Source organism: Chromobacterium sp. HL1 (assembly GCF_057418835.1).
In genome coordinates, this window is record NZ_CP162399.1 from 662,205 (window position 1) to 681,404 (window position 19,200).

General features: G+C 63.2%; 19 protein-coding genes. 12 read left to right on the forward strand and 7 right to left on the reverse strand.

The window, feature by feature from the left end; genetic code table 11:
- The first annotated feature begins 57 nt into the window (after window positions 1–57).
- The 3 genes from AB1Z25_RS02995 to AB1Z25_RS03005 are packed head-to-tail and all read left to right on the forward strand — an operon-like array spanning window position 58 to window position 3,830.
- On the forward strand, window positions 58–954 hold the full coding sequence (locus AB1Z25_RS02995; protein WP_081544285.1) for an AAA family ATPase: 897 nt from the start codon (window positions 58–60) through the stop codon (window positions 952–954).
- Entirely contained in the window at window positions 938–1,906 is a 969-nt protein-coding gene (locus AB1Z25_RS03000; RefSeq protein ID WP_486636542.1) for a DUF58 domain-containing protein, read from the forward strand. Before AB1Z25_RS02995 ends, AB1Z25_RS03000 begins: the two co-directional genes overlap by 17 nt.
- Complete coding sequence (locus AB1Z25_RS03005) at window positions 1,893–3,830, forward strand: transglutaminase TgpA family protein (protein WP_486636543.1); 1,938 nt, start codon at window positions 1,893–1,895, stop codon at window positions 3,828–3,830. Before AB1Z25_RS03000 ends, AB1Z25_RS03005 begins: the two co-directional genes overlap by 14 nt.
- Before the next feature lie 52 nt (window positions 3,831–3,882).
- Here AB1Z25_RS03005 and rpoS read toward each other — a convergent pair whose 3' ends face one another.
- The 5 genes from rpoS to nadA form a co-directional block, all read right to left on the reverse strand.
- The gene (gene rpoS / locus AB1Z25_RS03010) at window positions 3,883–4,830 is read right to left on the reverse strand and encodes an RNA polymerase sigma factor RpoS (protein ID WP_019102885.1); all 948 of its coding nucleotides are present in this window, start codon (window positions 4,828–4,830) and stop codon (window positions 3,883–3,885) included.
- Between the two features lie 49 nt (window positions 4,831–4,879).
- A complete protein-coding gene (locus tag AB1Z25_RS03015) occupies window positions 4,880–6,139 on the reverse strand; it encodes a peptidoglycan DD-metalloendopeptidase family protein (protein ID WP_235084366.1) in 1,260 nt (419 codons plus the stop codon).
- Window positions 6,052–6,723: a protein-L-isoaspartate(D-aspartate) O-methyltransferase gene (locus AB1Z25_RS03020; RefSeq protein WP_019102883.1), complete on the reverse strand. Its 672-nt coding sequence runs from the start codon at window positions 6,721–6,723 to the stop codon at window positions 6,052–6,054. Before AB1Z25_RS03020 ends, AB1Z25_RS03015 begins: the two co-directional genes overlap by 88 nt.
- The gene (gene surE / locus AB1Z25_RS03025) at window positions 6,705–7,451 is read right to left on the reverse strand and encodes a 5'/3'-nucleotidase SurE (protein ID WP_048415674.1); all 747 of its coding nucleotides are present in this window, start codon (window positions 7,449–7,451) and stop codon (window positions 6,705–6,707) included. The genes AB1Z25_RS03020 and surE overlap by 19 nt, the downstream gene beginning before the upstream one ends.
- 130 nt (window positions 7,452–7,581) lie before the next feature.
- Window positions 7,582–8,499, reverse strand: a complete 918-nt coding sequence (gene nadA / locus AB1Z25_RS03030) for a quinolinate synthase NadA (protein WP_107798147.1) — start codon at window positions 8,497–8,499, stop codon at window positions 7,582–7,584.
- 188 nt (window positions 8,500–8,687) lie between these two features.
- Here nadA and AB1Z25_RS03035 point away from each other — a divergent pair, with 188 nt between their 5' ends.
- The 8 genes from AB1Z25_RS03035 to xerD all read left to right on the forward strand — a co-directional run bounded on the left by AB1Z25_RS03035 (window position 8,688) and on the right by xerD (window position 16,064).
- Window positions 8,688–9,698: a cation diffusion facilitator family transporter gene (locus AB1Z25_RS03035; RefSeq protein ID WP_227106919.1), complete on the forward strand. Its 1,011-nt coding sequence runs from the start codon at window positions 8,688–8,690 to the stop codon at window positions 9,696–9,698.
- Window positions 9,695–12,370: a bifunctional acetate--CoA ligase family protein/GNAT family N-acetyltransferase gene (locus AB1Z25_RS03040; protein ID WP_107798148.1), complete on the forward strand. Its 2,676-nt coding sequence runs from the start codon at window positions 9,695–9,697 to the stop codon at window positions 12,368–12,370. The genes AB1Z25_RS03035 and AB1Z25_RS03040 overlap by 4 nt, the downstream gene beginning before the upstream one ends.
- 106 nt (window positions 12,371–12,476) lie before the next feature.
- Complete coding sequence (rpsP, locus tag AB1Z25_RS03045) at window positions 12,477–12,725, forward strand: 30S ribosomal protein S16 (RefSeq protein WP_019102878.1); 249 nt, start codon at window positions 12,477–12,479, stop codon at window positions 12,723–12,725.
- A gap of 35 nt (window positions 12,726–12,760) precedes the next feature.
- Entirely contained in the window at window positions 12,761–13,267 is a 507-nt protein-coding gene (gene rimM, locus AB1Z25_RS03050) for a ribosome maturation factor RimM (RefSeq protein WP_253313803.1), read from the forward strand.
- Window positions 13,267–14,034 (forward strand): tRNA (guanosine(37)-N1)-methyltransferase TrmD, encoded by a 768-nt coding sequence (gene trmD, locus AB1Z25_RS03055; protein ID WP_048415670.1) that lies wholly within the window; start codon window positions 13,267–13,269, stop codon window positions 14,032–14,034. The genes rimM and trmD overlap by 1 nt, the downstream gene beginning before the upstream one ends.
- 3 nt (window positions 14,035–14,037) lie before the next feature.
- Window positions 14,038–14,406: a 50S ribosomal protein L19 gene (gene rplS, locus AB1Z25_RS03060; protein WP_019102875.1), complete on the forward strand. Its 369-nt coding sequence runs from the start codon at window positions 14,038–14,040 to the stop codon at window positions 14,404–14,406.
- An 85-nt stretch (window positions 14,407–14,491) separates the two neighbouring features.
- A complete protein-coding gene (locus tag AB1Z25_RS03065; protein ID WP_107798150.1) occupies window positions 14,492–14,959 on the forward strand; it encodes a methylated-DNA--[protein]-cysteine S-methyltransferase in 468 nt (155 codons plus the stop codon).
- A 196-nt stretch (window positions 14,960–15,155) separates the two neighbouring features.
- A complete protein-coding gene (gene xerD / locus AB1Z25_RS03070; RefSeq protein ID WP_486636544.1) occupies window positions 15,156–16,064 on the forward strand; it encodes a site-specific tyrosine recombinase XerD in 909 nt (302 codons plus the stop codon).
- A gap of 53 nt (window positions 16,065–16,117) precedes the next feature.
- Here the strand turns inward: xerD and clpA are convergent, their stop codons facing one another.
- Together clpA and clpS are read right to left on the reverse strand one after the other, a co-directional pair.
- Window positions 16,118–18,394: an ATP-dependent Clp protease ATP-binding subunit ClpA gene (gene clpA, locus AB1Z25_RS03075; RefSeq protein ID WP_227106924.1), complete on the reverse strand. Its 2,277-nt coding sequence runs from the start codon at window positions 18,392–18,394 to the stop codon at window positions 16,118–16,120.
- Complete coding sequence (gene clpS, locus AB1Z25_RS03080; RefSeq protein WP_019101854.1) at window positions 18,394–18,702, reverse strand: ATP-dependent Clp protease adapter ClpS; 309 nt, start codon at window positions 18,700–18,702, stop codon at window positions 18,394–18,396. The genes clpA and clpS overlap by 1 nt, the downstream gene beginning before the upstream one ends.
- 231 nt (window positions 18,703–18,933) lie before the next feature.
- Between clpS and AB1Z25_RS03085 the strand changes: the two genes are divergently transcribed.
- Complete coding sequence (locus AB1Z25_RS03085) at window positions 18,934–19,137, forward strand: cold-shock protein (protein WP_019101271.1); 204 nt, start codon at window positions 18,934–18,936, stop codon at window positions 19,135–19,137.
- Window positions 19,138–19,200 lie beyond the last annotated feature (63 nt).

The following is a 19,200-nucleotide window of genomic DNA, read 5'->3' on the forward strand; positions in this document are numbered from 1 at the left end:
CGTACAATGAACGCAGGATATCCGATATCGATAAATAGTGCGCGTTAGCAGGTGCAAATGCAATCTCTCTCCATTGCGTATCGTCAACTGAATCAGCTGATCCTGGGCAAGCCGCAGGCGATCCGCCTGGCCTTGACCTGTCTGATCGCCCGGGGTCATTTATTGATCGAGGACGTGCCCGGCGTGGGCAAGACCACGTTGGCTCACGGTCTGGCCGGGGTCTTGGGCCTGGAATATCGCCGGGTGCAGTTCACCAGCGATCTGCTGCCTTCGGACATTCTCGGCGTCAATATCTATCAGCGCGATTCCGCTTCCTTCCACTTCCATCAAGGCCCGGTGTTTTCCCAGGTGCTGCTGGCCGACGAGATCAATCGCGCCTCGCCCAAGGTCCAGTCCGCCTTGCTGGAGGCAATGGAGGAGCGCCAGGTTTCGGTCGACGGCGCCACCTATCCCTTGCCCGAGCCCTTCTTCGTCATCGCCACCCAGAACCCGGCGGAGCAGGCCGGCACTTTTCCGTTGCCGGAGTCGCAGCAGGACCGCTTCTTGATGCGCATCTCCCTGGGCTACCCGCCGCGCGAGGCCGAACTGGCCTTGCTGCAAGGCGAAGACCGCCGTCAGCTGCTGGCCAAGCTGGTGCCGGCCCTGCGTCCCGGTGACTTGATCGCGCTGCAGCGCCAGGCCGCGGAGCTGACCGTCAGTCCGGCCTTGGCCGGCTATGTGCTGGCCTTGGTCGAAGCCACGCGCCGCGACAGCCGCTTCGCCTCGGGGCTGAGCCCGCGCGCCGGTCTGGCGCTGGCGGCTGCGGCGCGCGCCTGGGCCTTGCTGGAAGGGCGCGATCACGTGTTGCCGGAGGACGTGAAAGCGGTTTTTCCCAGCGTGGCCGGCCATCGCCTGCTCGGCGGCAACGGCGGCGACGCCGCCAGCGGCCTGCTCGCTCATGTTCCCATTCCTTGATCCGCGTCGCCGTCTGCGGCAATGGATGTTGCGCCGCGCGACGCCGCAGCCGCATTGCCGGCTGGAGCAAAACCGTATCTATCTGCTGCCCACCCGTTTCGGCATGACGCTGGGCCTGGTGGCGCTGGCGGTATGGATAGGCGCTTTGAACTACGACGTCAGCCTTGCTTACGCGCTGTCGTTCTGGGTGGCCGGTTTATTGCTGGTGGCCGTGCTCTTGGCTTACCGGCAGCTGGCCGGCCTGCAGCTGCGCGCGCTGGACGCGGAGCCGGTCTTCGCCGGCGACGCCGCGCGTTTCCGCGTCTTGCTGAAGCATGAGGACGAGGGCGAGCGTCAACTGAGCCTGGCGCTGGAGGATGGGATGGAAACCCGGATTGACCGTCTGCCCGGCGGAGCGGAGTTCGAGGTGGAGCTGAGCGTTTGCGGCAGCCGGCGCGGCTATATGGCCCTGCCGGCTTGCCAGGTCTGGAGCGAGGCGCCGTTCGGCCTGGTGCGCGCCAGCGCCTGGGTCAGGCTGAGGGCCCAGGTGCTGTTGTTTCCCGCGCCCTTGCAGGACGGCCAGCGCGGCCGCAGCCAGGGCGGCGGGGATCAGCCCTGCGAGCTGCCGGGCGAGGAGGAGGACTTCTCCCATCTGGACGCGTATCGAGTCGGGGATTCGCCGCGCCGCATCGCCTGGAAAGTGCTGGCGCGCCGCGGCGCGCTGGTCAGCAAGCAGTTCGCCGGGGAAGGGCGGGCCGGCTTGCTGGCCTTGGACTGGCAGGATTACGGTCGAGGCGGCGATGTGGAGCTCAAGCTGTCGCGCCTGGCCTGGCGCGTGGAGCAGTGCGAGCGCCAGCGCCAGCCCTATGTGTTGAAGCTGCCGGCGCGCAGCGTGGGGCCGCAGCCGCAACAGCGTTTATTGGCGCTGACGGCTCTGGCCCTGTATCTGGAGCGCGGCGATGAGCATTCCTGATCGCGCCAGAGTGTGGCCGGCGCTGGCCGCGGTGGCCTTGAGCGCCGCGCCGCTATGGCTGTATCTGCCGTTCTGGCTGGTCGCCTTGGCTTTCGCCTTATTGCTGGGCAAGGCGGCCTTGGTCTGGCGGCGCAGAGCGCCGCCGGCGTTCTGGTGGTTGTTGCCCCCCTTGCTGCTGGCCGCCTGGCTGTCCTGGCGCACGCTGGGCACTCTGGTGGGGCGCGAGGGCGGCGTCGGCATTTTGCTGTTGCTGCTGGGGTTCAAGGCGCAGGAGTGCGCTCAGTTGCGGGATTGGCGAGTGTTGATCGCCCTGGGGGTGTTTCTGGCCGCCATGCCCTTGCTGTTCGACCAGTCGCCGTTGGCCGCGGCCTGGCTGGCCGTGAGTTTGTTGGCGCTGACCGGCGCGATGGCGGCGCTGGAGGGCGCGCCATGGCGCGGCAGCTTGCGCTCCGCCGCGTCGGCCCTGGGCCTGGCGCTGCCCTTGATGCTGGTCTTGTTCGTGATCATGCCGCGGCTGTCCGGCCCCTTGTGGAGCATGCCCAGCGAACCGGGCAGGCAGGCGGTCAGCGGCCTGGGCGACAGCCTGGAGCCGGGCAGCGTCAGCCAGCTGATTCTGAGCCGGGAACCGGCATTTTCCGCGGTGTTCCCGCAGCGGGCGCCGCCGCGGGAGCAGATGTACTGGCGGGTCTTGTTGCTGGACCGCTTCGACGGCAGCCGTTGGAGCGGCGACGGGGAGGCGCGCGGCGCGGGAGCGGAGGGCGTCAGCGGCGGGGAGACGGTGGAGTACGCGGTTACGCTGGAGCCGGACAAGGGGCGCTTGCCGGCGCTGGATGTGCCGCTGCCGGACGAGGCGTCGCGTTTGCGGTACGGCATGGTGTTGCGCGGGGACGCCAAGGATAGGAGGACTCAGCGTTTTTACGCCGTCAGCCGCTTAGGCGCGCGTTATCAGGCGGTTTTGTCCGAGTCCGAGCGCGCGTTTTACCTGCGCTTGCCGCCCGGCAATCCACGCGCGCGCGCTTGGGCGCGAGAGCTGGCGGCGCGCGGGGAGGGCGTTTTCGCGCAGGCCGCCTTGCAAGCGTTTCGAAGCCAGGGCTTTCGCTATACGCTGAATCCGCCCTTGCTGGACCGGCAAGACGAGGTCGATCAATTCCTGTTTTCCAGCCGGCAGGGCTTTTGCGAGCATTACGCGTCGGCACTGGCGTTTCTGGCGCGCGCCGCGGGCATACCGGCGCGGATTGTCGTCGGTTATCAGGGCGGAGAATACAATCCGGTGGGGCGTTTCTGGCAGGTGAAGTCGTCCGACGCGCACGCCTGGGTGGAGGTTTGGCTTGCGGAAAGCCGGCAATGGCTGCGCGTCGATCCCACCAGCGCGGTGGCGCCGCTGCGCCTGGCGGATGGCGCGGAGCAGAGCGTGCCGGCCTTGAGGGAGCGCGGGATGGCGGGTTTGCCGCCGGCCTGGTTGCGCAATCTGCGCCAGAACTGGCAGGCCGCGGGTTTCGCCTGGCAGCAATGGGTGGTGGGCTACGACGCCGCGCGGCAGCGCAATGTGTTTCAACGCTTGGGCCTGGGCGAGAGCGTGAGCGCGAGCAGCGTGTTGCAGGCCCTGTTCGTCGGCGTCTTGCTGGCGGGTTTGCCGCTGGCCTGGTGGTGGCGAAGGGGGCGCGGACGCGAGGAGCCGATGGCGAGGGGCTGGCGGCTGTTGTTGGCGCAATTGCGCCGGCGGCGGATAGAGGCCGGTCCTTGCGACGGGCCTTTGGAGCTGCTGCGTCGCGCCAAGCCCGACCTGGCGGTCGCGGAATACGCGCAGTTGAAAACCCTGGTGAGCGAATACGTGGCCTTGCGTTATCGTTCGCGCGCCGCGGATGCCGCCCGGCAGCGGGACTGGCTGCGTCGCAGCCGCCGTTTCCGTCTGGCGCGGAAATGACGAAGCCCCCGGGGAGCCGGGGGCTGCTGGCTGCGGTCGACGCTGGCGCGCGCTACAGCAGGAAGTCCTTGGAGATGCCCTTGCGGCGCAGGATGCGGCGCAGCTGTTCCAGGCCTTCGATCTGGATCTGGCGCACGCGTTCGCGGGTCAGGCTCAGCGCGGCGGCCAATTCCTCCAGCGTGCAGATCTCGTAGCCGTTCAGACCGTAACGGCGTTCGATCACCAGTTTCTGCTTCTCGTTCAACTGGCCCAGCCATTCATGGACGAAGTGCTCCAGCTGGCTGTTGTGCAACTGGATTTCCGGCTCGTCGTGCTGCTCGTCCGGGATGGACTCGCCGATAGACAGCATCGGATCGATGTCCAGCGGCGCGTCCAGCGAGGCCATGCGCTCGTTGAGGTTCATCACCTTGCGCACATCGTCCACCGGCTTGCCCACCAGGTGGGCGATTTCGTCCAGCGTCGGCTCGCGGCCGATCTGGCTTTCCAGGTGGCGCGAAGCGCGCAGATAAACGTTGAGCTCCTTGATCACGTGCACCGGCAGGCGGATGGTGCGAGATTGGTTCATGATGGCGCGCTCTATGCTCTGGCGTATCCACCAGGTGGCATAGGTGGAGAAGCGGAAGCCGCGCTCGGGGTCGAACTTCTCCAGCGCGTGCATCAGACCGATATTGCCTTCCTCGATCAGATCCAACAGCGCCAGGCCGCGGTTGATGTAATGCTTGGCGATGTTCACCACCAGCCGCAGATTGTGTTCGATCATTTTCTGCCGCGCTTCGAACTCTCCGGCCACCACGCGGCGGGCCAGAGCCAGTTCTTCCTGCGGCGTCAACAGGGCGTTGTTGCCGATATCGTTGAGGTAGATTTGGGTGACGTCGGCAACTTCTTCGTATACCGGCTGCGCTTCGCCGACTTCCTCTGCCTCCACTTCGGCAACGGCTTCCTCATTGCTTTCCTCGTCGAGAATTTCTTGCTCTTCGAGAATGTCGAGTTCGCTACTCATGTTCTACCCCCGTCTCTTTCTGATCCTGGACGGGGGCCCCGGCCGCCCGTCAGGACTTATGGTCAAGGTACTGCATCGGATCCACCGGCTTGCCGAGGCGGCGGATTTCAAAGTGCAGTTTCACTTGGTCGGCGTCGGAATTGCCCATTTCGGCAATCTTCTGCCCTCGCTTGACAGACTGGCCCTCCTTTACGAGCAACTGGCTATTGTGGGCGTAGGCCGACAGGAAGGATTTATTGTGCTTGATGATGATCAGCTTGCCGTAGCCACGCAGGCCGGTGCCGCTGTACACCACTTTGCCGTCTCCCGCCGCCAACACCGGCTGGCCGCTGCGGCCGCTGATGTCTATGCCCTTGCTGCTATCGGAATATCCCCGGATCATCTTGCCTTCGGTCGGCCACAGCCACGGCACCGCGTCTTCGTCCGTTTTCGCCGCGGGCTTGCTGGCCTCGGGCTTGCTGGACGGCGTTGCCGCCGGCGCTTCGGTCTTGGCCGGAGCGCTTGCCGTCGCCGGCGAGCCGGCGGCGCTGATCGGGGCTTGAGCGTTCTTGTTGTTGCCCGGTCCTCCCTCGCTCTGGGCGGACAGGGTTTTTGCTGCTTCTGCGCTGTATGGCAGTTTCAGGGCTTTGGGGTAGGCCTTGACACCGCCTGCTTGGACAGTTGCGCTTTCCACCGGCGCGCTGGGCTGAACCGGCGCGGCGCCGGCCGTCGGCTGGCCGGCGTTGGCCGCCGGAGGGGCATCGCCGCCGGGCGGGGTCAAGCGCAGTACTTGTCCTACTTTGATGTTGTTGTCCGGCAGGTTGTTCCAGGCCGCGACGTCCTTGTATTTCAGGCCGTTGTTCAGAGAGATGCGGAACAGGTTTTCCCCCGGCTGAACCACATGGGTCTTTTCTTTTGTTGTTGCGCCCGCCGCCGAGGCGGAGCCTATCGGCGCGGCGGACACTCCTCCGTTATCCTGGTACGGCGTCGTCACCGCCGCACTGTTGCCGCCTGTCGCGACGGGCGCCGAAGGCGGCGCGCTGCGCGCGACGGCCGGCGTTGCGCTTTCCACGGGGGCCGGTTGCTGGGCGATGCTGCTGCATCCGCTCAGGGCGATGCCGATCGAAGCCGTGAATATATATGCATAGCTGCAATGCATTTTTAGCATACTTTTGTTTTTTATAGTCTGTTTAAGTGATTTGATAAATTGTCGGACAAAGAAACTGTTGTGTTTTTGCAGTTTTAACTGCGTCCGGCAAGCAAGGGTACGAATTTCACCGGGTCCAGCCGGCTTTTCTGCAGGCCTTGCGCGGTTTTCTCTATCAGCCACAAGTACTGTTCCTCTTCGCCTATCGGCATGATCATGCGGCCGCCGTCGTTGAGTTGTTCGACCAGGGCCTGGGGGATGTTGCGCGCGGCGGCGGTCATGATGATGCCGTCGAAGGGCGCGGCCTCGGCCAGGCCGAAATGGCCGTCGCCGTGGACTAGGCGGGCGTGCACCAGCTTGGCGGCGCGCAAATTGCGTCTGGCTTTGTCAAGAATGACGCCCAAGCGTTCAATGGAGTAGACCTCGGCGCCGGTCTTCAGCAGCACCGCGGTCTGATAGCCGCAGCCGGTGCCTATCTCCAATACTTTGCCCGGTTTCTTGCCATTCAACAGGATTTCCGTCATCCGCGCCACGGTGAAAGGCTGGGAGATGGTCTGGCCGTGACCTATGGGCAGCGACACGTCGTCGTAGGCGCGGGTGGCCAGCGCCTGGTCTACAAACAGGTGACGCGGCACGTCCGACATCGCGGTCAGCACGCGTTCGTCGGCCACGCCGTTCTGGCGCAGGCGCTCGACCATGCGGCGTCGGGTGCGGTCGGAAAGCATGCCGTAGGCCGGCTGGCCCGGCGTCAGCTGTGGTGTAGCCATGTTTTGATTCCGTCTAGTTGGCCATAGGCGGTTAAATCCAGCATCAGCGGCGTCACTGAAATATCGTTGTTGGCCAGCGCGCCGAAGTCCGTGCCCGCGCCGGCGTCCTGCACATTGCCGACCGGTCCTACCCAGTATATCGTCTCGCCGCGAGGATTCTGAGACTTGATCACCGGCTGCGCGCAGTGGCGGCGGCCCAGGCGGGTGACGGTCAATTGGCCCAGCGCTTCCGGAGCGATGTCGGGCACGTTGACGTTGAGCAGCACCGGCTCACGGAAGGGGTTGCGCTTGCAGCGTTCCACCAGTTGATCGACGACCAGGCCGGCGCTGGCGAAGTGCTGGCCGCTATAGCCGGCCAGCGACACCGCGATGGAGGGAATGCCCAGCATGAAGCCTTCGGTGGCGGCGGCCACGGTGCCGGAGTACAGGGTGTCGTCGCCCATATTGGGGCCGTGGTTGATGCCGCTGAACACCATGTCCGGCTTGAAGTCCAGCATGCCGGTCACCGCGAGGTGCACGCAGTCGGTGGGGGTGCCGTTGACGTAGTGAAAGCCGTTGGCGGCCTTGCGCACGGTCAAGGGGCGATCCAGGGTCAGGGAGTTGCTGGCGCCGCTGCGGTCCCGCTCCGGCGCGACAACGACGACTTCGCCGTGGCGGGACAGGGTTTGCGCCAGCATGGCCAGTCCCGGAGCGAAATAACCGTCGTCGTTGCTGATGAGAAACTTCATGCTGTCTTTCTATTGTTCTTGCCGGCAAAGGTGGCCCGGCTGATTGTATCGCTCCAACGATGACGCGGAAAAGTCCGGCGTGGAAGACGGACAAACAAAACCCGCCGGTGGGCGGGTTGGGGAAAGCGGCTCAGGCGTAGTAACGCTGGCTGAATTCCAGCATGCGCTCGATCGGCAGCCGCGCCGCGTCCATCTGTTCCCGGCTGAGGTAGTCGATGCGCAAGCCCACGCCCTGCTGGGCGCGCTTGACCGCTTCTATGGTGTTCATCTTCATGTACGGACAGGAGTTGCATTGGCAGCCGGCGTAGATCGGCGCCTGACGCAGGTCCAGATCCGGACGGGCCAGTCCCATGTTGTAGAGGATGCCGTCTTCGGTGGCGACGAAGATCACCGCGTCCGGGCTGCCGGAGAATTGCTTGACCCAGTTGAGCATGCCGGAGGTGGAGCCGACGTAATCGGCCTTCTTCAGCACCGGCAGCGGGCTTTCCGGATGGGCGATCAGGTATTTCTCCGCGCCGGCGACCGCGAAGGCCTCGTCCAGCGCCGCTTCGTTGAATTTGTCGTGCACCTCGCACACCGCCGACCACAGCGGCATGTCGTAGCCGTACTGATAGTTGAGGTAGCCGCCCATATTGCGGTCCGGCGAGAAGATCACTTTTTTGCCTTCGGCGTACAGGTGGGCAATGATGTCGTCCACATTGCGGCTGGTGACGATCCAGTCGGACAGCGCTTTGTGCTCGGCGCTGGAGTTGATATAGGAAACGTGCACGTGGTCCGGGTGCTGCTTGCGCCATTTGGCCAGTGCGGCGACGTCGGTCTGTGTCACCAGCGAACAGGTGGAACCGGCGTCGGGCAGAATCACTTCCGCCTGGGGATTGAGGATTTTCGCGGTTTCCGCCATGAAGCGCACGCCGGCAAAAACGATGATGTCGGCATTGGCTTCCTTGGCGTACAAAGAAAGTTCCAGGCTGTCGCCAACCTTGTCGGCCATTTTCTGGATTTCAGGCTGGGTATAGTAATGGGCAAGCGTGACGACGCGTTTCGTCATGATGGATCGACTCCCGCCGCCATCCGGCCTTGTTGGAGCAAGGGGCGCGTGGCGACTTTGTGCGGTGCAGTAAAGAGCTATTGCTAAACAGCAAAGATTAACAATATTGTAGTGTCCGCGCCAGTCCATTCTTGTTAGGCCCTTGCGGCGAAGCGGGGCGCGATGGATTCGGCTTGCCGGAGGTCAAGATGACGTCAAGGTTCAGTCTGCATGATGATGGCTCGGCGGGCGGTGAGCATGACGACGAGCACGATTACAATCACCCGCATCGCCATCCCCACGGTGGGGTGACGGGCGCGGCGGCGCGCGCCGCCAGCATGCGCGCCTTGCGCTGGGTGGCGCTGCTGACGATAGGCTTCGCCTGCGTGGAAGCTGTGGGCGGCTGGGCGACGGGATCGCTGGCCTTGTTGTCGGACGCCGGCCATATGCTGACCGATTCCATTTCGCTGTTGCTGGCCTTGTGGGTGGCGCATATCGGCCGCCGCCCGGCGGACGAGTCGCATTCTTTCGGCCATGGCCGCGCGGAGGTGATAGGCGCGTTTCTGAACAGCCTGTTCATGTTCGGCGTCATCGTTTTCATTGCGGTGGAGGCGGTGCGGCGCTTGCTGGAGCCGCACGCGGTCAACGGCCTGGGGGTGATGGGCATCGCCGTGGCCGGCCTGCTGGTCAATGTGCTGGCCGTGTGGATTCTGAGCCGCGGCGCGCACAGCCTTAACAGCAAGGCGGCGCTGCTGCACGTGATGGGGGATTTGCTGGGCTCGCTGGCGGCGATCGCTTCCGGGGCCATCGTGTACTGGACCGGCTGGACGCCGGCGGACCCGATCTTGTCCATGCTGGTGGCCTGTCTGATTCTGTCGTCTACCTGGCGGCTGCTGCGCAAGTCGCTGGCGGTGTTGATGGAGGAGGTGCCGGCGGAACTGGATTTCAACCGCATCGGCCGCGCCCTGGGCGGCATCGCCGGGGTGAGATCGGTGCACGATCTGCACGTCTGGACCATGGCCGCGGACCGCGTGGCCTTGTCCGCGCATTTGCAGGTGGCCGCGCCGCAGGATTGGCCGCGCATTCTGGCGGCTTGCCAGCGCATGCTGTCGCGCGAGTACGGCATCGATCATGTGACTTTGCAGCCGGAGTGGCCGTTGCCGCCGCCGGCGGGGAAAACCGTGCCGGTTACCATTATTTCCGAGGATAAGCATCAATGAGGCCGCATTACCTGACACCGTTGTTTTCGCCGCGCAGCGTCGCCGTGATCGGCGCCAGCGACACGCCGGGCTCGATCGGGCAGGCGGTGTTCGCCAATCTGCTGGCGGGCAACTTCCAGGGCAAGCTGTTTCCGGTCAACCTCAACCACAAGGTGGTGGCCGGGGTGCCCGCGGTGGCTTCGGTGCGTCAGATCAGCGAGCCCGTGGATCTGGCGGTGGTGGTGACCGCCACCCGCACCCTGCCTGCGATCATGAAAGACTGCGGCAAGAAGGGCATCAAGGCGGTGCTGCTGGCCAAAGAGTTCGCCGACAGCGAGCAGCTGGAGCGGGAGATCATCAACGAGACGCTGTCCATCAGCCGCCATTTCGGCATCCGCATCCTGGGGCCGAACGTGCTGGGCCTGATGCGGCCGGTGGCCGGCTTCAACGCCAGCAACTACACCAGCAAGGTGAGGCCGGGCAATCTGGCGCTGGTGTCGCAGTCGTCGGCGCTGTGCACGGCGATGCTGGATTGGGCGGACAGCAAGGGCATCGGTTTTTCCAGCGTGATTTCCGTGGGCAACGCGCTGGACGTCGGCTTCGGCGAAATTCTGGATTACCTGGTGGCGGACAACTTCACCCAGGGCATTCTGTTGCATGTCCACCACATTCACGACGCGCGCCGCTTCATGTCGGCGCTGCGCGCCGCGGCGCGCACCAAGCCGGTGGTGGTGATCAAGTCCGGCCGCTATGAAGACGCGGTGACCGGGGTTACGCATTCCAGCAATCTGGTGGAGAGCGGCGATGTGTTCGACGCCGCGCTGGCGCGCGCCGGCGTGCTGCGGGTCGACACCATCGCCCAGCTGTTCACGGCGGCCAAGGTGCTGGCGGCCAACTACCGGGTGGGCGGCAAGCGGCTGGCCATCGTCACCAACGGCATCGGCCCCGGCGTGCTGGCCGCCGACAGCGCCTATTCCAACCGGGTGGAGCTGGCCAAGCTGTCCGATTCCACCGTGGAACTGCTCAACGGGGTCTTGCCGCGCAATTGGTCGCACGGCAACCCGCTGGACATCATAGGCGACGCCAGTCCCTCGCGTTTTCGCACGGCGGTGAAGGCCTGTCTGGACGACCCCAATGTGGATGGCGTGATGGTGGTGTTCACCCCGCAGGCCGGCACCGACCATCTGACCACGGCGCAGTTGATGATCGGCTTGCAGCGCGAATCCGCCAAGCCGCTGTTCCTGTCCTGGCTGGGCGACGCCAAGGTGTCGGAAAGCCGCGAACTGTTTTCCAAAGCCAAGTGCGCTCACTTCCGCGCGCCGGAGTACGGCATCGAGGTGTTCCGCAATCTGGCGGCTTATCAGCGCAACCAGCAGTTGCTGTTGCAGACGCCGGGGCCGCTGGAGGGCAAGCGCGCCGACCCGGACGTGGCCAAGGCGCGCAAGGTGATCGCCTCGGCGCTGAAGGACGGCCGCGACATTCTGTCCGAGCGCGAATCCAAGGAAGTGCTGGCCGCCTTCCAGATTCCGGTCAATCCCACCCGGCTGGCGCGCACCGCCAACGAGGCGGTCAAGCAGGCCGACAAGATCGGCTACCCGGTGGTGCTGAAGATCGATTCGCCGGACATCATTTATAAGTCGGACGTTGGCGGCGTGGAGCTGAACATCAGCAATGAGGCGACGCTGCGCGAAGCGTTCGACGCCATCATCGGCCGCACGCGCCAGGCGCGGCCGGAGGCGCGCATCGACGGGGTGTCGGTGCAGCCCATGCGCAAGCGCCGCTTCGCCCGCGAAGTGATGGTGGGCGTCACCCACGACGAAGCCTTCGGGCCGGTGATCACTTTCGGCGCCGGGGGCATCGCGGTGGAGGTGATGCACGACCGCGCGCTATCCCTGCCGCCGCTCAACGGCTATCTGGTGGCCAGCATGATCCGCCATACCCGCATCGGCCAATTGCTGGGCGCGTTCAAGAACCTGCCGGCGGTGGATCAGGACGAGCTGGAGGATGTGCTGCTGCATGTGTCGGAAATGGTGTGCGAGCTGCCCGAGCTGCGCGAGATGGACATCAATCCGTTGGTGGCCGACGAGCAGGGCGTGATCGCGCTGGACGCCCGCATCATCGTCAGGCCGCGGCGGCCGGACTTGAAGCGCTACGCCCATATGGCCATCATGCCTTATCCCAGCCATATGGTGGTGTGCGCCAAATTGAAGGACGGCACCAATGTGATGGTGCGGCCGGTGCGTCCGGAAGATGCGGATATGCAACAGGAGTTCGTACGCAATCTGTCCGAGGAGAGCCGCTACAACCGCTACCTGTCCAGCATCAAGCAATTGTCGCAAAGCATGTTGGTGCGTTTCACCCAGCTGGATTACGACCGCGAGATGGCGCTGGCGATGACGCGAGAACAAAAAGACGGCGAGGAAATGCTGGCGGTGGCGCGTTTCATCACCGATCCGGACAATGAGGGCTGCGAGTTTGCGCTGGAGGTGGCCGACCGCTGGCAAGGCAAGGGCATAGGCTATCTTCTGATGAGCGCCTTGTTCGACGCGGCGCGAGAGCAGGGCCTGAAAGTGATGCGCGGCGAGGTGTTGGCCGGCAATAAGGGCATGTTGAAACTGATGCACAAGCTGGGCTTTTCCGTGGAGCCGCACCCGGAAGACCGGGCCCTGACCATGGTGTCCAAGAGCTTGTAACGGCGGGCTTGACAGGCGTCTTGCATTAAGCGCTTGCAAGATAAGGGAAAACTGACCTAAAATCGTGGGCTTTTCTCATACCGTTTTTATTCAAGGACAATCGACAATGGTAGTGATTCGTCTGGCACGTGGCGGCGCCAAGAACCGTCCGTTCTACAACATCGTGGTGACCGATTCCCGTAACCGTCGTGACGGTCGCTTCATCGAGCGCGTTGGCTTCTACAACCCGGTTGCCAACGAGAAGCAAGAGCGCGTCCGTTTCACCATGGACCGCCTGAACCACTGGGTTGGCGTTGGCGCTCAAGTTTCCGACGCCGTTGCCAAGCTGCTGAAAGAGCAGAAGGCCGCTGCCTAAGCGTTCGTTGACACATCAACTGACGGACTAGGCGCATGCGCAACGAAGATCTCGTAGTGATGGGGTTTGTGCGTGGCGCCTTTGGTGTCAAGGGCTGGGTGAAAGTCCAGGCCGACACCGAATACGCTGACGGTCTGTTCGACTACCCGGTCTGGTGGCTGGGCAAGGAGAACGACTGGAAGCCGTACACATTTGAAAACGGCGCTCTCCAGCCCAAGGCGCTTGCCGCCAAGCTGGAAGGCGTGGAAGACCGCGACGCGGCCGAAGCCCTGCGCGGCATGCAAATCGCCGTGCCGCGCGAAGAGTTGCCGGCCGCCGAAGAAGGCGAATACTACTGGGCCGATCTGATCGGTCTGGAAGTCGTCAATCAGCAAGGCGAAGTGCTGGGCAAAGTCAGCGAATTGATGGAAACCGGCGCGCACGATGTGTTGGTGGTGCAAGGCGCGGACGGCCAGCGCATGATTCCCTTCGTGGATCAGTATGTGCTGGAAGTTCAGCTTGCCGCAGGCAAGATCCAGGTGGACTGGGGTCTGGACTACTGATGCAGATCGACGCGGTAACGCTGTTTCCGGAGATGTTCGATTCCATCGCCCGCTTTGGCGTTAGCCAGCGGGCGCTTGATTTGGGCATTTGGGGTTTTCAGGCTTGGAATCCTCGCGATTTCACGCATGACAACTACCGCCGGGTAGACGACCGGCCTTATGGCGGCGGCCCCGGCATGGTGATGCAGATCGAGCCCCTGGCGCAGTCCATCGCGGCGGCCAGGGCGAGGCAGGCGCAAGCCGGAGCCGAGCGCAGCCATGTGATTTATCTTTCGCCGCAAGGCCGTCCGCTGACGCATGCGAAGGCGGCGGAGCTGTCGCAAAGAGCGGGCCTGATCCTGCTGTGCGGCCGCTACGAGGGCGTGGACGAGAGGTTGATCCAGCGCGAGGTCGACGAGGAGATTTCCATCGGCGACTACGTGCTGTCCGGCGGCGAGCTGCCGGCCATGGTGCTGATGGACGCGGTGGTGCGTTTGCTGCCCGGCGTCCTGAACGACGCGCAGTCGGCTTACGAAGATTCATTTGTGGACGGGCTTCTTGATTGTCCGCACTATACCCGACCCGAAGACTATCAGGGCATGCGGGTGCCGGACGTGCTGTTGTCCGGTAATCATGCGCTGATCGCTAAATGGCGGCTGAAACAGGCTCTGGGCAGGACGATGCAACGTCGCCCGGATTTGCTGCAAGGCCGTATTTTGACAAAACAGGAATCTCGGCTGCTGGCGGAGTACCAGCAGGAACAAGATCTCCAGAAAAACCAGGAGTGAATCATGGATCTGATCCAGAAACTCGAGCAAGAAGAAATCGCCCGCCTGGGCAAAACCCTGCCGGAATTCGCCCCGGGCGACACCATCGTCGTTCAGGTGAAGGTTAAGGAAGGCAACCGCGAACGTCTGCAGGCTTACGAAGGCGTGGTTATCGCCAAGAAAAACGCTGGCCTGAACAGCGCTTTCACCGTGCGCAAGATGTCCGCCGGCGAAGGCGTAGAGCGTACTTTCCAAACCTACTCCCCGCTGGTGGCTTCCGTTGAAGTGAAGCGCCGTGGTGACGTGCGTCGCGCCAAGCTGTACTACCTGCGCGGCCGTACCGGCAAATCCGCACGCATCAAGGAAAAACTGCCGGCTCGCAAGCAAGGCTAAGCCTTGTCGAGTCAGGCTTAGGCTTGATGACAGTTCAAAGCGCAAGGCGATGCCTTGCGCTTTTTTATTATCCGGAGGCGGACACATGGAATACAGCGCGGTGATCGACGCGCCGTTCGGGCAGCTGGGCATGGTATGTCTCGACGGCGCGCTGGTGAATCTGGAATTCCTGGCCGAACGGCAAGCCCTCAGGCCGCCGGAGCCGCGCAGTCTGGAGCAGGAGGTGGCGGAACAGCTGCGCGCTTATTTCGTCGATCCGCGCTTTGGCTTCAGCCTGCCTTATCGTTTGCGGGGCAGCGAGCACCAGCAGCGCGTCTGGCGCGAGATAGAACGGATTCCCTGCGGGCAGATGGCGCGCTATCAGGATATCGCCACGGCGCTGGGCTCGTCGGCGCGGGCGGTGGGCAATGCCTGCGGGCGCAATCCGGTGCCCATCATCGTGCCTTGCCACCGTGTGGTGGCCCGCAACAGCCTGGGCGGCTTCAATCGCTCCTTGGGCCGGGAAACCGTGGACATCAAGCAGTGGCTGCTGGCGCATGAGTTCGGTTGTTGAGCGGAGGGACGCGCGCAAGGCGCCGCTTTGCGTCTGTTGAGGCGCGAGTCGAGGTCATTGCGCGAGGCCCGGGCTCGCCTTTAAGGGGAGCAGGGGAATGTTTTGCCCGCGAGGCGGACAAAGACTGAGGATTATTCAGTATGGATGTTTCGCGCGGGCGGCGGCCTGACGCGCATATCGGCGGACGACGACAATAATGGATGCGAGCAGCGAAGCAGTAAAGGCGGCCGAGGAGGCCATCGACGCGTTTCTGGACCAGCTATGGTTGAGCGACGGCCTGTCCAAGAACACCCTGGCCGCGTATCGGCGCGATCTGGGCAAGCTGGCAGCGAGACTGGGAGACGAGGGCGTTAGCCTGACGGAGGCCGCTTCTGGGCACCTGGAGCAGGCGCTTTTGCTGGGCGTGGACCGAGAGAAGCCGGCGACCCGGGCGCGGATGGTGTCGGCGATGAAGCGCTTTTATCAATATCTGGCGCAGGCGGGTTTGCGCGACGACGACCCATGCGCGCGCTTGCGCGCGCCCAAACAGGGGCCGCGCTTGCCCAAATCCCTGTCCGAGCGGCATGTGGAAGCTTTGCTGGAAGCGCCGGACGTGGGCACGCCGCTGGGCCTGCGCGACCGCGCGATGCTGGAGCTGCTTTACGCCAGCGGCTTGCGCGTGTCGGAGCTGGTGGGCTTGACTCTGCAACAAGTGAATTTGCTGGACGGCCTGGTCAAGACCATGGGCAAGGGCAATAAGGAGAGACTGGTGCCCTTGGGCGAGCTGGCCCAGGAGTGGCTGCAGCGTTATCTGGCCGAGGCGAGGCCGGTTTTGCTGGCGGGCGCGGTCTGCGACACGGTGTTCGTGACCCAGCGCAAGGCGGGCATGACGCGACAGATGGCCTGGCATCTGATCTCGCAGTACGCCAAGCGCCAGGGCTTGCCGGCGGTGAGCCCGCACGTGTTGCGTCATGCCTTCGCCACTCATCTGGTCAACCACGGCGCGGATTTGCGCGTGGTGCAGCTGCTGCTGGGGCATTCTGACATTTCCACCACGCAGATCTATACCCATGTGGCGCGCGAGCGCTTGAAACAGCTGCACGCCAAACATCATCCTCGCGGTTGAGATGAAAAGAAAAACGCCCGCGTCAGCGGGCGTTGCGTATTGCCGTATCAAGATCAGGCCGGTTCGGGCGCTAAGGCCTGGTGGTCGAACTGCAGCTCCACCTTGTCGTCCACCACGGTGACGGTGACTTCGCCGCCGGTGACCAGACGGCCGAACAGCAACTCGTCGGCCAGCGCCTTGCGCAGCGTGTCCTGGATTAGACGCGCCATCGGGCGGGCGCCCATCAGCGGGTCGAAGCCGTTCTTCGCCAGGTAGCGCCGCAGCTCGTCGGTGAAGTGGATGTCCACCCGCTTCTCCGCCAACTGCTGCTCCAGCTGCATCAGGAACTTGTCCACCACTTGCAGGATGATCTGCTCGTCCAGCATCTTGAACGGGATGATGGCGTCCAGGCGGTTGCGGAATTCCGGACTGAACTGTTTCTTGATGTCGCCCATCTCGTCGCCGGCCGCCTTGGTCTGGGTGAAGCCCAGCGTCGGCTTGGACAGGGACTCCGCGCCCGCGTTGGTGGTCATGATGATCACCACGTTGCGGAAGTCCGCCTTGCGGCCGTTGTTGTCGGTCAGGGTGCCGTGGTCCATCACCTGCAACAGCACGTTGTAGATGTCCGGATGCGCTTTTTCGATCTCATCTAGCAAGACCACCGCGTACGGATGCTTGTTGACCGCCTCGGTCAGCTGGCCGCCCTGTTCGAAGCCGACATAGCCCGGAGGCGCGCCGATCAGCCGAGACACCGCATGGCGCTCCATGTACTCGGACATGTCGAAGCGGATCAGCTCCACGCCCAGGATATAGGCCAGCTGCCGCGCCACTTCGGTCTTGCCGACACCGGTGGGACCGGAGAACAGGAAGGAACCGATCGGCTTTTGCGGATTGCCCAGGCCGGAACGCGTCATCTTGATGGCGCTGGCCAGCCCTTCGATGGCTTTTTCCTGACCGAAGACCACGTTTTTCAGATCGCGCTCCAGGTTCTTCAGCACGTTCTTGTCGTCGGACGACACGGTCTTGGGCGGAATGCGCGCGATCTTGGCGACGATGTCCTCGATCTCGGTCTTGTTGATGACCTTCTTCTGCTTGGACTTGGGCAGAATCTTCTGCGCGGCGCCGGCCTCGTCGATCACGTCGATGGCCTTGTCCGGCAGATGGCGGTCGTTGATGAAGCGCGCCGACAGCTCCGCCGCGGTGGACAGCGCGGACTGGGTGTACTTGACGCCGTGGTGGGCCTCGAAGCGGGATTTCAGCCCCTTGAGGATTTCCACGGTCTGCTCCACCGTCGGCTCGTTGACGTCGATCTTCTGGAAACGACGCGACAGCGCGTTGTCCTTCTCGAAGATGCTGCGGTATTCGTTGTAGGTGGTCGCCCCGATACAGCGCAGGCTGCCGTTGGACAAGGCCGGCTTCAGCAGGTTGGACGCGTCCAGCGTGCCGCCCGAGGCCGCCCCGGCGCCGATCAGCGTGTGAATCTCGTCGATGAACAGAATGGCGTTGCTGTCCTCGGTCAATTGCTTGATCACCGCCTTCAGCCGCTGTTCGAAATCGCCGCGGTATTTGGTGCCGGCCAGCAGCGCCCCCATGTCCAGCGCGTAGACGGTGGACTTGCCCAGAATCTCCGGCACTTCGCCGTTGACGATGCGGCGCGCCAGGCCTTCGGCGATGGCTGTCTTGCCCACGCCGGCCTCGCCCACCAGCAAGGGGTTGTTCTTGCGGCGACGGCACAGAATCTGCACGGTGCGCTCCAGCTCGGACTCGCGGCCGATCAGCGGATCTATCCTGCCGTCGCGCGCCTGCTGGTTGAGGTTCAGCGTGTAGTTTTCCAGCGCGCCGCCCGGACCGGTGGCCTGCTCCTCGCTCTCCGCTTCGCCGCTGCTGTCGCGCGGCTCCTGCGGCTGCTGCTGCGAGCGCTGCTTGGTGATTCCGTGAGAAATGAAATTCACCACGTCCAGCCGCGAAATGCCTTGCTGGTGCAGATAGTACACCGCGTGGGAGTCCTTCTCGCCGAAGATGGCCACCAGGATGTTAGCCCCGGTCACCTCTTTTTTGCCGGAAGACTGCACGTGCAGGATCGCGCGCTGTATCACGCGCTGGAAGCCGAGAGTGGGTTGAGTTTCCACCTCCGCCTCCCCGGGCACGGTGGGGGTGTGCTCATCGATGAAATCGCCCAGCTGTTTTTTCAGCTGGTCGATGTTGGCTCCACATGCGCGCAGTACTTCGGCGGCCGACGGGTTGTCGGTCATCGCGAGTAACAGATGCTCCACGCTGATGAACTCGTGGCGCTTGCGCCTTGCGTCCATGAACGCCATGTGCAGGCTTACTTCAAGCTCCTGGGCAATCATCAGTTTTCCTCCATAACGCACTGGAGCGGATGCTGGTGCGCTTTCGCATATTGCAACACCTGCTCGACCTTTGTTGCAGCCACGTCTTTGGTATAAACGCCACACACGCCGTGACCTTGCGTGTGGACTTGCAGCATGATGTGAGTGGCCTTTTCGCGGTTCATGTAGAAGAACTGCTGGAGGACCTGGATCACAAAATCCATCGGGGTAAAATCATCGTTCAATAACAAGACCTTATACATCGGGGGTGGGTTTTCCCTAACCCGGGACGCCTCTTGTATGGCATCGTCCTTGAACTGCGTAGACATGTCGGCTTTCGTGGAATCTGCGTCTTACTTCAATTTGGGTTCCCCGAGAGTTTTTTTCAAGGGGACTGGCACTTTTCCTCTACGACTTGACGATGAGCGGCGGGTTGCGTAGAAATGCAGCTGGTGCTTGGCTTAACTGTTTGGCATTTTTTTGCGCTAGGCAAGCCAGACAACTCTTATTAAGCTCTAAGTTGGTCGGCTTCACCAGCCTTTTTTTGCAAGGAAGTAAGAATGGCATTAGGTACCGTTAAGTGGTTCAATGACGCTAAAGGCTTTGGCTTCATTACTCCGGATGAAGGCGGCGAGGATTTGTTCGCTCACTTCTCGGCCATCAACATGCAAGGCTTCAAAACCCTGAAAGAAGGGCAACGTGTAAGCTTTGAAGTGGTGTCCGGTCCGAAGGGCAAGCAAGCGTCCAATATTCAGAACGCGTAACACCGGTTTTACTGTCTGTTTGTCGCAAGGCAAACAGCCCAGCTGATTGATGAAAAGCCCGCC

Bases quoted from the DNA above. Each gene is read 5' to 3' on its own strand.
- AB1Z25_RS03040 (WP_107798148.1), top strand. From the start codon at position 9,695: ATGAGGCCGCATTACCTGACACCGTTGTTTTCGCCGCGCAGCGTCGCC.
- surE (WP_048415674.1), bottom strand. From the start codon at position 7,451: ATGAAGTTTCTCATCAGCAACGACGACGGTTATTTCGCTCCGGGACTG.
- clpA (WP_227106924.1), bottom strand. From the start codon at position 18,394: ATGATTGCCCAGGAGCTTGAAGTAAGCCTGCACATGGCGTTCATGGAC.
- AB1Z25_RS03035 (WP_227106919.1), top strand. From the start codon at position 8,688: ATGACGTCAAGGTTCAGTCTGCATGATGATGGCTCGGCGGGCGGTGAG.
- nadA (WP_107798147.1), bottom strand. From the start codon at position 8,499: ATGACGAAACGCGTCGTCACGCTTGCCCATTACTATACCCAGCCTGAA.
- rplS (WP_019102875.1), top strand. From the start codon at position 14,038: ATGGATCTGATCCAGAAACTCGAGCAAGAAGAAATCGCCCGCCTGGGC.
- AB1Z25_RS03000 (WP_486636542.1), top strand. From the start codon at position 938: ATGTTCCCATTCCTTGATCCGCGTCGCCGTCTGCGGCAATGGATGTTG.
- AB1Z25_RS03065 (WP_107798150.1), top strand. From the start codon at position 14,492: ATGGAATACAGCGCGGTGATCGACGCGCCGTTCGGGCAGCTGGGCATG.
- rpoS (WP_019102885.1), bottom strand. From the start codon at position 4,830: ATGAGTAGCGAACTCGACATTCTCGAAGAGCAAGAAATTCTCGACGAG.
- trmD (WP_048415670.1), top strand. From the start codon at position 13,267: ATGCAGATCGACGCGGTAACGCTGTTTCCGGAGATGTTCGATTCCATC.
- xerD (WP_486636544.1), top strand. From the start codon at position 15,156: ATGGATGCGAGCAGCGAAGCAGTAAAGGCGGCCGAGGAGGCCATCGAC.
- AB1Z25_RS03005 (WP_486636543.1), top strand. From the start codon at position 1,893: ATGAGCATTCCTGATCGCGCCAGAGTGTGGCCGGCGCTGGCCGCGGTG.
- clpS (WP_019101854.1), bottom strand. From the start codon at position 18,702: ATGTCTACGCAGTTCAAGGACGATGCCATACAAGAGGCGTCCCGGGTT.
- rpsP (WP_019102878.1), top strand. From the start codon at position 12,477: ATGGTAGTGATTCGTCTGGCACGTGGCGGCGCCAAGAACCGTCCGTTC.
- AB1Z25_RS02995 (WP_081544285.1), top strand. From the start codon at position 58: ATGCAATCTCTCTCCATTGCGTATCGTCAACTGAATCAGCTGATCCTG.
- rimM (WP_253313803.1), top strand. From the start codon at position 12,761: ATGCGCAACGAAGATCTCGTAGTGATGGGGTTTGTGCGTGGCGCCTTT.
- AB1Z25_RS03020 (WP_019102883.1), bottom strand. From the start codon at position 6,723: ATGGCTACACCACAGCTGACGCCGGGCCAGCCGGCCTACGGCATGCTT.
- AB1Z25_RS03085 (WP_019101271.1), top strand. From the start codon at position 18,934: ATGGCATTAGGTACCGTTAAGTGGTTCAATGACGCTAAAGGCTTTGGC.